Genomic DNA, 15009 nt, shown 5'->3' on the forward strand with positions numbered 1-15009 from the left:
GTGCACTAAATCAAGCGAAAGTGCACTGGGTGCACCAAAGCGTCGCATTTCATCAGTTTGATCGATATTGCGCGTGACGTAAATCGACGACCCCGGCCCTGCGTTCTCGTCCGCGCGGCCGCCGTTGTCGCTACCGGATTGAGCTCGGACGGTCGCGCCGAACGGCCGGCCTTGGGTAGCGTTTCAGCGGTAGCGCGCCTGGTTCCAGCGGTGGCCGAGCAGCGACAGGATGATGATCAGCCCGTTGAAGAACTGCACATAGAAGCCGCTGAGGCCGGCGGCGACGACGCCGGTCTGGATGAACGCCACCGTCAGCGCGCCGATGGCGCCGCCAAGCACGGTACCGATGCCGCCCCAGGTCGGCGTGCCGCCGACGAACACCGAAGCCAGCACCGGCAACAGATAGCCGTCGCCGGCGGTTGGCCACCAGGTGAAGTTGATCATCGTCGAGAAGGTGCCGCCGATCGCGGCCCCGATGCCGACAAAGACGAACACCTTGACCTTCACCCGCTTGACGTCGATGCCCATCTGCTGGGCGCTGTCGGGATTGTCGCCGACCACCTTCACCTGCGCGCCGAAGCGGTGGCGGTTGTAGAGCAGCGCGGCGAAGACGACGAAGGCGAGCGCCCACAGGATCTGCACCGGAATGCCGTAAACCTGGCTGGAAAAGATCGTATAGGTCCAGCTTTGCCCGAGCGTCGGCAGCGCGGTCGACTTGCCTTCGTTGATGATCTGGATCAGCCCGCGCAGCAGGAAGTTCATGCCGAGCGTGGCGATCAGCGACGACAGGCTGCCATAGACGACCAGCACGCCGACCAGGAAGCCGAGCAGCATGCCGGTGGCGAGTGCTGCGACGATGCCGAGGAAGGGATCGTAGCCGGCCTGAACGACCAGCGCGAAAACCCAGGAGGCAAAACCCATCGTCGCCGGAAACGACAGGTCGATCTCGCCGGCGGTGACGACAAAGACCAGCGGCACGACCACGAACAGCGCGACCGGCAGCGTGGTCAGCACGGAGCTGTAAAGAAACCAGGTGGTGAACACGGTCGGATTGGCGATGGTGAAGGCGACCATCATCACCGCGAACACGCCGAGCGTGCCCAGCGCCGCGCGATTGTCGAGAACGAAGCCGCGCAGCAAATGATCCGACGGATGCTTCCATGCCGCTTCGCCCATTTCGGCATGGGGCGAGGTGGCTTGGCGATTGGGTTCCGCGATGTTGCTCATGGCCTTGTGTCCTCCGCGCGCTGGGCTTCGCCCAAGCCGGGCAGTCCGCCGGGATGCGCGAGGTCTTCCATGAAATTGACGAGCATGTCGGCCGACTTGATGTCGCGCTTGTCGGCCTGCAGCGCCACAGTGCCACGATCGAGCACGACGAAACGGTCGGCGATGTCGAAGACATGGTGGATGTTGTGGCCGATGAACAGGATCGAGCGCCCGCTCGCCCGCACCTGGCGCACGAAGTGGAAGACCTTGGCGGTCTCGGTCAGCGACAGAGCCGTTGTCGGCTCGTCGAGGATGATCAGGTCGGCCTGCTTGTAGATGGCGCGCGCGATCGCCACGCCCTGGCGCTCGCCGCCGGAAAGCTGGCCGACGACGGACTGCGGCGTGAACACTTTCGAAGTGAAGCCGATCTCGCGCATAAGCCGGCTCGCCTCCCTGATTTCGGTGCCGACTTTCAGCCAGCCGAGGAAGCCGGTGAGTTCGCGTCCCATGAAGATATTGCGCACGATGGTCTGCTGCACGGCCAGCGCCCGGTCCTGGAACACGGTCTCGATGCCGGCGTCGCGCGAGCGCGCCGCGTTCCAGCCGGTGACCGGCTTGCCGCGAACGAGGATCTCCCCGCTGGTCGGCTTGACCGCGCCGGCGAGGATCTTGATCAGCGTCGACTTGCCGGCGCCATTGTCGCCGATCAGTCCGACCACCTCGCCGCGGTCGACGCTGAGATTGACCCCGCCAAGCGCATAGACCTGGCCGTAGGATTTCGTGATGTGGCGCAGTTCGATGATGCGTTCGGCCATCGGGTCCTCGCTTGCTTGTCGCATGCCGGCCCTCGCCGGCGGTCCCGCCGGCCGGGCCTGAGCCCCCGGCCGGCGGCTTGGGAGATCAGCGCAGTGCCTGCTTGGCCAGTTCGGCGACGATCTTGTAATTCTCAGGCGTGACGAAGCCGGCGCCGGTATCGACATTCATCGGTGCCAGCCCCAGCACCACTTGTTGGCAGAGGCTGAGGATCGGCAGATAGCCCTGCATGAACGGCTGCTGGTCGGCGGTCAGTTGCACCCAGCCGCCCTTGAAGGCTTCCACGATCTGCGGGCTGGTGTCGAAGCCGAAATTGAAGATGTCGCCCGGCTTCCGGCCCGCCGCCGTCATATAGGTCTGGACGTTGCCGAGCATCTGTCCGCCGGGGTAGCCGACGGCCTTCACGCCGGGGTTGTTGAGCAAGGCGGCGGTGATCACCGGGATCGCCAGATTCGGATCGGCTGCCCACTCGGTTGCGGAATTGATTTGAACGACATCGATGCCGGCCTCTTTCAAGGCGGAGACGGTTCCTCGCTCGCGGGCGCCGCGGCTCTCGTTCTCGAACGGGCCGATCATGATTGCCTTGTCACCGGCCTTGAGCTTGGCCAGCTTGAAGGCTTCCGCGCCGAGCGCGCGGCCCTGCTGTTCCTGCTGCGCGCCGACATAGCCGCCGCCGAAGGCCGTCACCACCGTCGGCACCGGCACGTTCTGGTACATCATCTTGATGCCGTCCTTATGCGCTTGTTCGGCCAGCGGCATGATGGCGGCGTCGCCGGGGTGGCCCATCATGGCAATACCGTTGGGCTTGACGGCGACCGCCTCGCGCAGCTGCTGGACCATTTTTTCGATGTCCCAGCCTGAGAAGATGTAATCCACTTTCGGTCCGAGATCGGCCGCAGCCTGCTTGGCGCCATTGTAGACAATGGTGCCGAAAGCGTCGCCCTCGGCGCCGCCGACGAAGAAACGGATGTGGACGTCCTTGCACCATTGCGCGTCGAGCGCCTGTGCCGGCAAGGTGGAGATGGCGGCGGCGAGCGCCGTGGCGGTCGCCACCACGGTCGTGCGCAGAAGTGTCGTTCTCTTGGCGATGCTCATGCACGTTCCTCCCTTTTGTCCTCGCGAGCGAGGGTTTCCACATCTGCTTCGGCAATCCCGTCCGGCTCCTCCCGCCGGCCAATCCTCACGTCGGGTTCGGCAGGTAGCTCAGGCCTCCCCTGCATTGCTGGAGGTATTCCAGCGCGCGGACCTGGCCTGTCATTTCAAGATCGTCGCGATAGACCGGGTCGTGCCAACCTTCGATGTCGATGGCGCCCTTGTATCCGGCCAGCCGCAATTCGCTGATCACCCGCGTCCAGTCGCTGTCGCCGAAGCCGGGCGTGCGCATCTGCACGAAGGGCAGGCGGCCGAAGACGCCGTGCTCGCGTATGACATCCCAGCGCACCGTCGCGTCCTTGCCGTGGACATGGAAGATGCGATGCGCCCATTTGCGGATCTGCGGGATCGGGTCGATCAGATAGACCAACTGATGGCAGGGCTCCCATTCCAGACCCAGATTCTCATCCGGCAATTCGTTGAACATCAGTTCCCAGGCGTCTGGATTATGGGCGATGTTCCAGTCGCCGGCGGCCCAGTTGCCATCCATGGCGCAATTCTCGAAGGCGATGCGCACGCCCTTGTCGGCCGCGCGTTTGGCCAATTCGCCCCAGACTTCGCGGTAGCGCGGCAGGCTGTCGGTCAGCGGCTTGCCGCGGATGCGGCCGGTAAAACCGCTGACCAGATTGGTGCCGAACAGATGCGCGCTGTCGATCACCGTTTCCCAGGCCTTGAGCACGCCGCGGTCGGTGTCGCCGCTCTCGAGTGGATTGCCGAACACGCCGATCGAGCTGACGCTGACATCGGCATCGCCGATCGCGTCGCGGATCTCGCCGGCGAGCCGCCCCAGGTCCTTGCCGCCCAGCGTCTGCCAGAAGAAGGGCTGGACGCTCTCGAAACCGAGCGGCAGGATCTGCCTGACATAGGCGGCCAGGTCTTCGAGATTGGCCCGCACCATGGTGCCGATCCTGATGTCGAGAAGCGGGTCCGCCATGGTCATCCTTCCTGCCTGGGGATTTCGATCCGGCGTCCGGTCTCGGCGCTTTCGATCGCCGCGAAAACCATGGCCAGGCTCTTGATATTGTCGGCGCCGCGCGTCTCCGGCTCGGTGCCGGTTTCCACGGCGCGGACGAAATCTTCCATGACGCCGAGATGCCCGCCGATGCGGTCGGCAGGGTCGAGCGGCGGCACCGCTACCGGCACGACCTTGTCGAGCAGGCCTTCGCGTTCCGGCAGCACGGCTTCGGCCTTCAACTCGTCATGACCATCCCAGGTCAGGCTGCCGCGTTCGCCGACGATGCGCCAACTGCCTTCCCAACTGGTGCGGAAACCGTCGGCGCACCAACTGCCGCGATAGGTGAACATCTTGCCCTGGCCGAGCTCGAAGGTGGCGCTTGCCGACGATCCCTGCCGGTACCAGGAATTGGCCGGCTCCCATTCCCGGCAATACACTTCGGTCGGCTCGCCATCGACCATGTAGCGGGCGGCGTCGAATGTATGGATCGCCATGTCGAGCAGCAGCACATGGCGCATGCCTTCGCGGAAACCGCCGAAATGCGGCGCAATGAAAAAATCGGCATGGATGCTGGTCGCAGCGCCGATGGCGCCGGAGCCGAGGAAGCGCCGGATGCGCCGGACGTTGGCGACGTAGCGGCGGTTCTGCACCACGGCATGGATGCGCCGGGCGCGCCGCGCATCGTCGATGATGGCGCGCGCATTGTCCGGGCTGTCGGCCAGCGGCTTTTCCGTCAACAGATGACAGCCATGGGCAAAGGCCGAATTCGCCACGGCGCGACGGGCGGCAGGCACGACCACGTCGAACACCGCATCGGGTCTGGTCTGGGAGAGAACGACGTCGAGATCGGTCCCGATCGCGACCCCGGCGAGGTCGTATTCGCGTGCCCGCTGGCGCGCCCTGTCGGCGTCGAGGTCGACGAGACCGACGATCTTGACGGCAGGGGATTGGCTGATGGCCTCGAGCCAGGTTTTGCTCATGGCTCCGCACCCGACCAGGACGACGTGCATCATCCAGCGCTCCTCCGGCCAACCCCTCCTGGCTGGCACCCACGGCAGTCCGTAAATGACTTCCGTAAACGTTTACGATGACACACCCGATGGCATATATTGTCAATCGGATTTGTACCGTCGGCTCTGAAACGCCTTGGCCGCACGACCGGCTGGTGCTAGCCAGAAGCAGGAGGGGGAGGTCTTGGCGTCCAGCATTCACGATCTTGCGCGGCACCTGAACATTTCGATCGGTACGGTCTCGCGCGCGCTTAACGGGCGCGCCGACGTGAACGCCGAGACACGCCAGCGCGTGCTCGAGGCGGCCCGGAAGCTCAATTATTCACCGAACCACTCGGGCAGGAACCTACGCCGCGGCACCACCCATGCCGTGGCTTTCATGCTGCAGCCGCATCCGGGCGACCAGCAGTATGGCGAGCCGTTCTTCATTCCGTTCCTCACCGGACTGCAAGCGACATTGGCCGAGTGCGGGCTGGACCTGATCATCGTCATGGGCGCGCCGGCGGATTATCAGCAGGAGCGGCTGCGCCGCGTCGTCGAGACGCGTCGTGCCGATGCCGTCGTACTGGCCTGGACGCGGCGCGAGGACGATCGCATCGACTATCTGAGCAAGGCCGGCTTTCCCTTCGCGACGCTCGGCCGAAGCCGGTCCGGCGACGACAGCTATCCCTCTCTGGATCTGGATTTCGAGAAGGCGGGCGCCGATGCGGTCGACCGGCTGGTTGCGCGTGGCCACCGCCGCATCGCCGCCATCCGGCCGTCGCTTGACCTGAATTTCGGTTATCTGTTTCTGGAGGGTTATTGCAAGGCGCTGCGGCGGCACGGCATCGAAGTCGATCCCGGCCTGATTGTGGACGGTTTTATCAACGAAGCCGGTGGCTACGCGGTGACACCGCAAGTCATGCGGTCGAAGGATCCGCCGACCGCGATTATCTTCAACAACGACTCGATGGCGCTCGGCGGCTGCAAAGCGCTCGCCGAAATGGGGATCAAGCCCGGGCAGGATGTCGCGGTGATCGTCATCGTCGACACGCCGCTCTGCCGTTATTTCTCGCCGGCGCTGACCGGCTTTCGTCCGAGCCTTGACCCGATGGGGCGGCGGCTCGGCGAAATCCTGCTCGCCTCGCTCCCGGCTTTCGCCGGCGCGAAAGGGCCAGAGATCATTCGCGAGGTCTGGCCGCTGGAACTGGTGGCGCGCGATAGTGATTGACCACAAGTTTGTATCGTTATAACGGAACATGCATCGACCTTGCCTCGACGCTGCCTGCATCCTAGGCTGCGACTCGTGATGGTCCCCGCGCCGCAAGGCGAGGGGTGAAAAGGGAACATGGTGAGGCCCGATTTTCGGGTCGAAGCCATGGCTGCCCCCGCAACTGTAAGCGGCGAGCAAAATCCGAGAAGCCACTGGCCGGCAAGGCTGGGAAGGCAGGATGGCGCAACGACCCGCGAGCCAGGAGACCTGCCATCTGCATGAGTTGACCGGACGGGGTGTGCCGGGAGGAGACGCAGGTTTCGGTCTTGTCGACCGGTTCAAGCCAGCTTCCTTCCGTCGCCATTTTGAAAGTGACGGAAGTTGGACGGCTCCATCGATCGCATACATCGCATTGCCATGCATCGCATCGTCGTGTGCACGCTTTGCCGCGATATCGCCACCGAGGTGAATTCAGGCCAGCGTCCGGCAGGACTGGCAAGCAAGACGCTGGCCCGTATTCCGGCAGGCCCTGCAAGGAATTGCCCATGACCGCGCCGCTTCTCGATGCCCGCGACCTGGCCGCAGCGGCGGATGGCCTGCATCTGGTGCATCCGGTCAGCCTTTCGGTGGCGGCGGGCGACCGTCTCGCCATCATCGGTCCCAACGGCGCCGGCAAGACGACATTGCTGCGCATGCTGTCGGGCATGCTGCGGCCGAGTTCGGGCGAAGTGAAGCTCACCGGGCGCCTGCTGGACAGGATTTCGACCGCCGAGCGGGCGCTGCACATCGCCGTCGTCGGCCAGACCGATCAACCGGATCCACGGCTGGCGGTGATCGATTATGTCGAGCTCGGCCGGGTTCCGCATACCGGCCGCAGGCACAGGAGCGAGGAACGCGACATTGTCGTCGAGGCGCTGCGCCGGACCGGGCTGTTGCCGCTGCTTGGCCGCACCATCGGCTCGCTGTCGGGCGGCGAGCGCCAGCGCGCCCAGCTTGCCCGCGCCATCGCACAGGAGCCGAAGATCCTGTTCCTCGACGAGCCGACCAACCATCTCGACCCGCGGGCGCGCAGCGAGTTGCTCGAACTGGTTGCAGGCCTCGGCATGACCGTGATCGCGGTGCTGCACGATCTGGCGCTGGTGACGCCTTTCGCCACCAGGGTCGCGGTGATGAGCCATGGCCGGTTGCATGTGCTGGCGCCGCCACGCGAAGCACTCACTCAGCAGCTGATCCGCGAGATCTTCGGTGTCGACGTCTTTAGGTTGCGCCACCCGACGGAGGACCGCGAGCTGACGGTGTTCGAGGTTCCGAACCGTGCCGCGCCATCTTCGTGAGCGAAGCCATTTCCGGCAGATCCTGTTCAACAAGGAGCAACATCCGTGAAACGCCTTGCCGTGTCTCTTGCCTTCTCCCTGCTCGGCTCTACGGCCTTCGCCTTTCCGGTGACGGTCGACAGCTGCGGCAAGCCGCTGACCTTCGACGCGCCTCCAAAGCGCGCTGTCATTCACGATCTCAACATGGCCGAGATGGCCTTCGCCCTGAAGCTGCAGCCGTCGATCGTCGGCCTGACCGGCATCACCGGATGGTACAAGGTCGGCCCCGAATTCAAGGCCGAGCAAGGCTCGATCCCGGAACTGGCGCCCAAATATCCGACGCTGGAAAACCTGGTCGCTGTCGAGCCCGACTTCTTCTTCGCCGGTTGGTACTACGGCATGAAGCCGGGCGGCGAGGTGACGCCCGATACGCTGGCGCAACACGGCATCAAGACCCTGGTGCTGACGGAAAGCTGCGTCCATCTCGACAAGAACCGCCCCGCCGCTTCGATGGACCTGCTCTATGGCGATGTCGAGAAGCTGGGCAAGATCTTCGGCAAGGAGGCCGAAGCGGATAAGCTCGTCTCCGGCTGGAAGGCGCAGCTCGCCGAAATCACGGCCAAGGTCGGCGCCCGCAGGGGAACGCGCGTGTTCCTCTATGATTCCGGCGAGGACAAGCCGTTCACATCAGGCAAGTTCGCCATTCCCAACGCCATGATTTCCGCGGCCGGCGGCGACAACATCATGGCCGACATGGACACCAGCTGGGGCAACACGGATTGGGAGACGGTGGCCTCGCGCAATCCGCAATTCCTCATCCTGCTCGACTATCAGGATGGCGGCGGCTACCGGAAGCTGCTCGATTTCCTGAAAGCGCATCCGGCAATGAAGGAGACGGACGCGGTCAGGAACGAACGCTTCGCGGCGCTTCGCTATGCCGAACTGACACCCGGGCCGGCCAATATCGACGCGATCGGCAAGATTGCCAGGGCGATGCATCCGGAAGCGTTTTAACCGGGAACATGACTTTGCGGCACAAGGCATTCCTATTGGCCATGACGGCGGCGGCGTTGGCAATCGCCGCGTTCGCGCTGCTGTCGATCGCCTATGGCTCGACGATGATTCCGTTGGGCGACGTCGTTGCAGCACTTGGCCATGCGATCGGATTGAAGGGGCATGACGTGTCCGGCCCGGTCGGCAGGATCGTCGTCGACCTCAGATTGCCGCGCATAATCCTGGCCATCTGTGTCGGCGGCGGCCTGGGCGTGGTCGGCGCGCTGTTACAGACGGTGACGCGCAACGATCTTGCCGATCCGTTCCTGTTCGGCCTCTCGTCGGGAGCCGCCGCCGGCGCTGTCTCCGTCATCACCGTCTTCGGCGACAGTTTCGGGATCTGGACGCTACCGATCGCTGCGTTCACCGGCGGTATTCTGGCGGCTTGCGTTGTGCTTTTGCTGGTTGCGCGGGTGAGGGGACAAGGCCCCGAACGGCTGATCCTCGCCGGACTTGCGGTCTCCTTCATGTTCACCGCATTGACCAATTACCTGGTCTTTGCCGGTGACCAGCGCGCCGCCCATTCGGTGCTGTTCTGGACGATGGGCGGGCTCGGCCTTGCGCGGTGGGACAATATCTGGCTGGGTGCGCTTGGGGCCGGCACGATTGCGGCGTACGGGCTGTGGAATCATCGCCGGCTGGACGCTTTCCTGGCCGGCGAAAATGCCGCCGAAAGTCTTGGCGTGCCGGTGGCGCGAATGCGACGGACGACGTTTCTGGTCGCCGCTTTTTCGACCGCGATCCTGGTTTCGGTCGCTGGCGTCATCGGCTTCGTCGGCCTCATGATCCCGCATCTGTCGCGGCCGCTGGCCGGCGCGCTGCATCTGCGCCTGATCGTAAGTTGCGCGCTGTTCGGGGCGGTGCTGTTGCTGGCAAGCGACCTTCTGGCGCGCACATTGCTGCCGCCGCAGGAACTGCCGATCGGCATCATCACCAGCTCGCTCGGCGCCTTCTTCGTTGTCACCATGCTGATCCGCAACCGCTTGTAATGGGTGTCGCGGCGGCCGAAATCATCGGACGCAGCCATGATTGTGCTGCACGGCTGCCATGCACGTTTGCCGGCTTCTGGAACAATGCCGGACTTGAATGATAAGCACGCTTATTATATATGCCACTCATGGTTTCCGAAGGCGTAGACAGATTGGGATTTTTGATCCACGACGTGCAGCGGCTGATGCGAAAGCGCTTCGAAGCGCGCGCCAGCGGCCTTGGCCTGTCCTCGGCGCAATGGCGCCTGATGGTTCGCGTCGCCAAGGAAGCGGGCGTTTCGCAGGCGCGGCTTGCCGAACTGCTTGAAATCGAGCCGATCAGCGTCTCGCGGCTGGTTGACCGGATGGAGGAGGGCGGCTGGATCGAGCGCCGCTCCGACGCCGCCGACCGCCGCGTGCGCATGATCTTCCCAACTCCCAAGGCAAGTGCCGCGTATGCGGAGGTCAAGAGCCTCGCCGGCGAAGTCTATGAGGAGTCGCTGACCGGCGTTTCGCCGGACGATCGCCGCGTCCTGATCAGGGCATTGGATGCGATGGCACAGAATCTCGCGGATGGCGATTCACCGTCCTGCGACAAGGTCAAGAATACGGAAGGCGCAGCAGCATGAACGCGGTAGCCAAGGTCGACGAAAACGCCGCCAAAGTGGAAATGGAAGCGCCGCAGCAGCCGGCCGCGGCCCCTGTTACAATGACACCTCCGGCAGAGCCGGCGCCGGTGCCAAAGAAGAAGCGCCGTCTCGGCCGCTTCTTGTTGATGTTCGCACTGCCGGCGGCGTTGGTCATTGGTGGCGGCTATGTCTGGGTCACTGGAGGGCGCTACCAGGAGACGGAGAACGCCAACCTGCAGCAGGCCAAGGTATCGATCGCCTCGGATACGGCGGGCCGCATCGTTCAGGTCGCCATCTCGGACAATCAGAGGGTGAAGCAAGGCGATCTTCTCTTCGCCATTGACCCCGAGCCTTACCGGATCGCACTTGCGCAGGCCGACGCGGCGGTGGCAGCGGCGCGGCTCAACGTCGAGCAGCTGCGTGCCGCCTACAGCCAGGCCATGGCGCAGGAGAAATCCGCCAGCAGCGAAGTTGCCTATGCCCAGTCGCAATACGACCGTGCCGCCGATCTCGCCCAGAAAGGCATCAATGCCAAGTCTTCGCTCGATGAGGCCAGGAACGATCTCGATAAGGCAAAGCAGCAGCTTGCCGTCGCCGAACAGGGTATCGTCAGCGCCAAGGCGGCGCTTGGCGGCAATCCCGATATCGAGACCGACAAACATCCGACCGTGATGTCGGCGCTCGCCGCGCGCGACAAGGCTGCCTACGACCTAGCGCAGACCACCGTGAAGGCGCCCGCCGATGGCGTCGTCTACCAGGCTGCTTCCTTCAAGGTCGGCCAGTATGTCGGCTCCGGCACGCCGCTGTTTTCGCTGGTCGAGACCGGCGATACCTGGATCGACGCCAATTTCAAGGAAACGCAGCTGACCAATATGAAGCCGGGCCAGAAGGCCGAAATCGTGGTCGACACCTATCCGGGCAGGACCTTCGAAGCGACCGTCAAGGCCATCGGCGCCGGCACCGGCGCGGACTTCTCGCTGCTGCCCGCCCAGAACGCTACCGGCAACTGGGTCAAGGTCACCCAGCGTATTCCGGTCCGTCTGGAGCTGAGCGATCCCGACGCCAAGATGATGCTGCGCACAGGCATGAGCGCGGCCGTTACCGTCGACACGGGCGTGGCGCGCGGCCTGCCTGGCATTTTCGGCCACGCCACGGCTGGCGAGGTCGCGAAGTAAATCAGCGGAAGCCCGCGGGGATCATGCGGGTGGACGCACTGAGCAGGGGGATTGGTCTGATGGGAGGAGTTAAAGGGTCAGCCTTCGGGGCAAACCGCATCGCGGCTTGATCGAAAGCTGAAATCTTCGACACGGACCCGTCGGTCCTCATGTTTCCGGGCGGCAGGCATCCGCTCAATCGAGACTTTCGGTCGATGTAACCCCCACATCGATAATCGCGTCCCACCGCGATGAGGGTCTCTCAACGGAAGGCTTTGCCGCCCGGAAACCCTGTGTACACGTTTTTGTTACCGGCTGGAAGTTCCGCATCATGAGCACGCCAGAACCTTTCAAAGAACTGCCGCATCGTGGCCTGATCACGGTTGCGCTCATGCTGGCGACGATCATGCAGGCGCTCGACACCACGATCGCCAACGTCGCGCTACCGACCATGACCGGCGATCTCGGCGCCTCGCCCGACAACATCAACTGGGTGCTGACCTCCTACATCGTGGCGGCGGCGATCATGACGCCGGTCACCGGCTGGCTTGCGGACCGTTTCGGCCGTAAGGAACTGTTCCTGACGGCGGTGGTCGGCTTCACCATCTTCTCGATGCTGTGCGGCCTGGCCTGGAGCCTTGAAACCATTGTGTTGTTCCGGCTCATGCAAGGCGTGTTCGGCGCCGCGATCGTGCCCCTGTCGCAGACCTTCCTGCTCGACATCAACCCGAAGGAACGCCACGGCCAGGCAATGGCCATCTGGGGCGCCGGCATTATGCTGGGGCCGATTCTGGGTCCCACGCTTGGTGGCTGGCTGACCGAGAATTTCAGCTGGCGCTGGGTGTTCTTTATCAACCTGCCGGTCGGCATCGTCGCCTTCCTCGGCATGGCCGCTTATCTGCCGGCCATTGCGCGGCGGGTGCGAAGCTTCGATTTCTTCGGCTTCGCCATGATATCGCTCGGCGTCGGCGCGCTGCAGCTGCTGCTCGATCGTGGCGGCGAGGTCGACTGGTTCTCGTCGGTCGAGATATGGATCGAGCTTGGCCTTTCGATAACCGGCTTCTGGGTGTTCATCATCCATACGATGACCGCGGAACATCCCTTCATCGACCCCAAGATCTTCCTCGACCGCAATTTCGTGACCGGGCTGGCGTTCATCTTCGTCATGGGCGTGCTCATCCTGGCGAGCATGTCGCTGCTGCCGCCGATGCTGTCGACCATCTTCGGCTATCCGACCATCACCATCGGCATCGTGATCGGGCCGCGCGGCGTGGGGACGATGATCTCGATGCTCGTCGTCGGCCGGCTCATGAGCAAGGTCGACGCCAGAATCCTCGTCGTCATCGGCTTCCTCCTGACCGCGCAGTCGCTCTACACGATGGCCGGCTTCTCGCCTCAGATGGACAACTGGCTGATCATCACTTCCGGCATCATCCAGGGCCTGGGAATGGGAATGGTATTCGTGCCGCTGTCGACGGTGGCCTTCGCCACGCTTGACGTGCGCTTCCGCACCGATGCCACGGCTTTGTTCAGCCTTGTGCGCAACCTCGGCTCGTCCATCGGCGTATCGGTCGTGACGGTGCTCATGGTGCGCAATACACAGATAAATCACGCCGAGCTTTCCACCTTTATCAATCCGTTCAACCCCAATCTGTGGGCGGTTTCGCCGGCGGCGGCCGGCGGCGACCAGATGGCATTGTCCCAGGTCGACAGGATGGTGAACATCCAGGCGATGATGATCTCCTACGTCAACGACTTCAAAATCCTGATGATAATGACGCTGGCCGCCATTCCGTTCGTGATCCTGCTGCGCAAGCCGAAGACGGCGCCGGCTGGCGGCGCGCCGGCGGCACATATGGATTGATATTCGCCGACGGCTGTCCGCTGCCGGCGATGGCTTTGCTACCTTCCGAGCACCAGGGCCCAGTAGCGGAGGCCGGGGTCGCGGCCGTCGCGGACATAGGCAAGCCCGAAACGGCTGAAGTCCGGGTCGAGTATGTTGCGCCGGTGGCCGGTCGAATGCATCCAGATATCGAACAGTTTCTGCTGGTCGAAGCGGCCTTCGGCGATGTTCTCGGCCGCAGCGCCGTGCACGCTATTGTCCTTCATGCGCGAGGCGAAATCCTTGCCCCAGCCGGTGGTGTGACTCATGCGCGTCCGCGACGCCATGTAGCCGGCCTGCTGCAACGCTGCCTGTTCGAGCTGGGTGTCCGCGGTCAGCGGAGTCCGCCCGGCCGCAGCGCGCAAGTTGGCCAGGGTGGCCGTGGCGGAGGAAGAGACACCTGCGCCCTCACCGGTGGGCACGGAAACGGTGGTGCAGGCGGCAAGCCCGGCAATGGCCGCAAGGCCGATCAGCAAGGAGCGCCTTGTCCGGCGCGGTTCTGGAGGGAGGTCGATGACAGTGTTCATTCCTGCCTGCATAGTCGCGATCATGGCTTTTGACGGGCAAGCCGAAAAAACTGTCGAGGAAATTGATGCCTTGGCCTTCGCTGATCGCACCGCGCAGTCTTGAAGCGTTGCGTTCGGCCATCCAGCTCCGAATGGCCCATCATCCGAGAAATCCGATGCCGAAGATCGCGCGGCTTCTGCCGGGCAGCGATGACAATCCCGTGATGGCCTGTCCGGAACCATCGATTTGGCGACAGCCCCTGGCAAATCGGGTATGCTGTTACATCTACTAGTGGCAGCTACGGGCGGCCATCACGGTGGTGACCGCCCCCGACAACGGGAGGAAGCTTATGGCCAGCTTTCATGTCATGGCGGACGCGCGCGGAATGCATGTGCAGCCCACGGTGCGCCACATCACCACATCGGACCTCTGGGATGCGCTGCGGCTCGGCGCTGAGGATTTCTGGGCAAAACCGTCTCACTACGTTTTCCTGTGCCTGATCTATCCCATCGTCGGCCTGATCCTGACGCAGTGGACGTCTGGCTCCAACGCCATTCAGCTCGTCTATCCCTTGATGTCGGGTTTCGCCCTTGTCGGCCCTTTCGCCGCGCTCGGCCTCTACGAGATCAGCCGCCGGCGCGAGCTCGGCATGAACACCAACTGGCGACATGCCCTCGATGTCCGCCACTCGCCGGCGGTGCCTTCGATCGCGGTCATCGGCATCATGCTGTTCGTGCTGTTCCTGTTGTGGCTGTTCACCGCGCAGTCGATCTACACCAGCCTGTTCGGCGACCAGCCGCCGGCTTCGATCGGCGCCTTTGTCCGCGACGTGCTGACGACCAGCAAGGGCTGGACGTTGATCCTTCTCGGCAACGCCGCCGGCTTCGTTTTCGCCGTGATCGTGTTGGCCACCACTGTCGTCGCCTTCCCGCTGCTGCTCGACCGTGACGTCGGCGCCGTTTCGGCCATAGAAACCTCGGCGCGGGCGGTGATGGCAAATCCGCTGCAGATGGCTCTTTGGGGCCTGACGGTCGCGGTGCTGCTGGTGATCGGTTCGATCCCGCTGTTTGCCGGGCTCGCGGTCGTTATGCCTATCCTTGGCCATGCCACCTGGCACCTCTACCGCAAGGTGGTGGAACCGGAGCGGACCCAGCAGACAAGGCGGCCGATGTAGA

Annotated in this window: 14 protein-coding genes and 1 riboswitch; of the genes, 8 read left to right on the forward strand and 6 right to left on the reverse strand. The window is 63.8% G+C overall.

Annotation, left to right across the window (positions count from 1 at the left end):
• Positions 1-183: 183 nt before the first annotated feature.
• The 5 genes from FJ490_RS03780 to FJ490_RS03800 form a co-directional block, all read right to left on the reverse strand.
• A complete protein-coding gene (locus tag FJ490_RS03780) occupies positions 184-1227 on the reverse strand; it encodes an ABC transporter permease (RefSeq protein ID WP_140494262.1) in 1044 nt (347 codons plus the stop codon).
• Positions 1224-2021 carry an ATP-binding cassette domain-containing protein gene (locus FJ490_RS03785; RefSeq protein WP_140728337.1) on the reverse strand — a complete coding sequence of 266 codons (798 nt, stop codon included), beginning with the start codon at positions 2019-2021 and terminating at the stop codon, positions 1224-1226. Before FJ490_RS03785 ends, FJ490_RS03780 begins: the two co-directional genes overlap by 4 nt.
• A gap of 85 nt (positions 2022-2106) precedes the next feature.
• Positions 2107-3114: a substrate-binding domain-containing protein gene (locus FJ490_RS03790; protein ID WP_140565111.1), complete on the reverse strand. Its 1008-nt coding sequence runs from the start codon at positions 3112-3114 to the stop codon at positions 2107-2109.
• An 85-nt stretch (positions 3115-3199) separates the two neighbouring features.
• On the reverse strand, positions 3200-4105 hold the full coding sequence (locus FJ490_RS03795) for a sugar phosphate isomerase/epimerase (protein WP_181165126.1): 906 nt from the start codon (positions 4103-4105) through the stop codon (positions 3200-3202).
• Positions 4106-4107: 2 nt separating this feature from the next.
• Positions 4108-5139: a Gfo/Idh/MocA family oxidoreductase gene (locus FJ490_RS03800; RefSeq protein ID WP_140631406.1), complete on the reverse strand. Its 1032-nt coding sequence runs from the start codon at positions 5137-5139 to the stop codon at positions 4108-4110.
• Positions 5140-5320: 181 nt separating this feature from the next.
• Here FJ490_RS03800 and FJ490_RS03805 point away from each other — a divergent pair, with 181 nt between their 5' ends.
• The 7 genes from FJ490_RS03805 (at position 5321) to FJ490_RS03835 (ending at position 13309) form a co-directional block, all read left to right on the forward strand.
• Entirely contained in the window at positions 5321-6346 is a 1026-nt protein-coding gene (locus FJ490_RS03805; protein ID WP_140494255.1) for a LacI family DNA-binding transcriptional regulator, read from the forward strand.
• A gap of 62 nt (positions 6347-6408) precedes the next feature.
• Positions 6409-6618, forward strand: a riboswitch (cobalamin riboswitch).
• Between the two features lie 255 nt (positions 6619-6873).
• Positions 6874-7662 (forward strand): ABC transporter ATP-binding protein, encoded by a 789-nt coding sequence (locus FJ490_RS03810; RefSeq protein ID WP_140728230.1) that lies wholly within the window; start codon positions 6874-6876, stop codon positions 7660-7662.
• A gap of 45 nt (positions 7663-7707) precedes the next feature.
• Positions 7708-8655, forward strand: coding sequence for an ABC transporter substrate-binding protein (locus tag FJ490_RS03815; RefSeq protein ID WP_140728231.1), 948 nt, complete (start codon positions 7708-7710; stop codon positions 8653-8655).
• Positions 8656-8663: 8 nt separating this feature from the next.
• Positions 8664-9683: an iron ABC transporter permease gene (locus FJ490_RS03820; RefSeq protein ID WP_181165125.1), complete on the forward strand. Its 1020-nt coding sequence runs from the start codon at positions 8664-8666 to the stop codon at positions 9681-9683.
• 128 nt (positions 9684-9811) lie between these two features.
• Complete coding sequence (locus FJ490_RS03825) at positions 9812-10291, forward strand: MarR family winged helix-turn-helix transcriptional regulator (protein ID WP_140495025.1); 480 nt, start codon at positions 9812-9814, stop codon at positions 10289-10291.
• Positions 10288-11466: an HlyD family secretion protein gene (locus tag FJ490_RS03830; protein WP_140565119.1), complete on the forward strand. Its 1179-nt coding sequence runs from the start codon at positions 10288-10290 to the stop codon at positions 11464-11466. The genes FJ490_RS03825 and FJ490_RS03830 overlap by 4 nt, the downstream gene beginning before the upstream one ends.
• Positions 11467-11776: 310 nt before the next feature.
• Positions 11777-13309, forward strand: a complete 1533-nt coding sequence (locus tag FJ490_RS03835) for a DHA2 family efflux MFS transporter permease subunit (protein WP_140728232.1) — start codon at positions 11777-11779, stop codon at positions 13307-13309.
• 38 nt (positions 13310-13347) lie between these two features.
• Here FJ490_RS03835 and FJ490_RS03840 read toward each other — a convergent pair whose 3' ends face one another.
• Positions 13348-13854 (reverse strand): CAP domain-containing protein, encoded by a 507-nt coding sequence (locus tag FJ490_RS03840; protein ID WP_140494245.1) that lies wholly within the window; start codon positions 13852-13854, stop codon positions 13348-13350.
• 329 nt (positions 13855-14183) lie between these two features.
• Here FJ490_RS03840 and FJ490_RS03845 point away from each other — a divergent pair, with 329 nt between their 5' ends.
• Entirely contained in the window at positions 14184-15008 is an 825-nt protein-coding gene (locus FJ490_RS03845) for a DUF2189 domain-containing protein (RefSeq protein WP_140515546.1), read from the forward strand.
• The last annotated feature ends 1 nt before the right edge of the window (position 15009 follow it).

Source organism: Mesorhizobium sp. B2-5-11 (genome assembly GCF_006440835.1).
GTDB lineage: Bacteria > Pseudomonadota > Alphaproteobacteria > Rhizobiales > Rhizobiaceae > Mesorhizobium.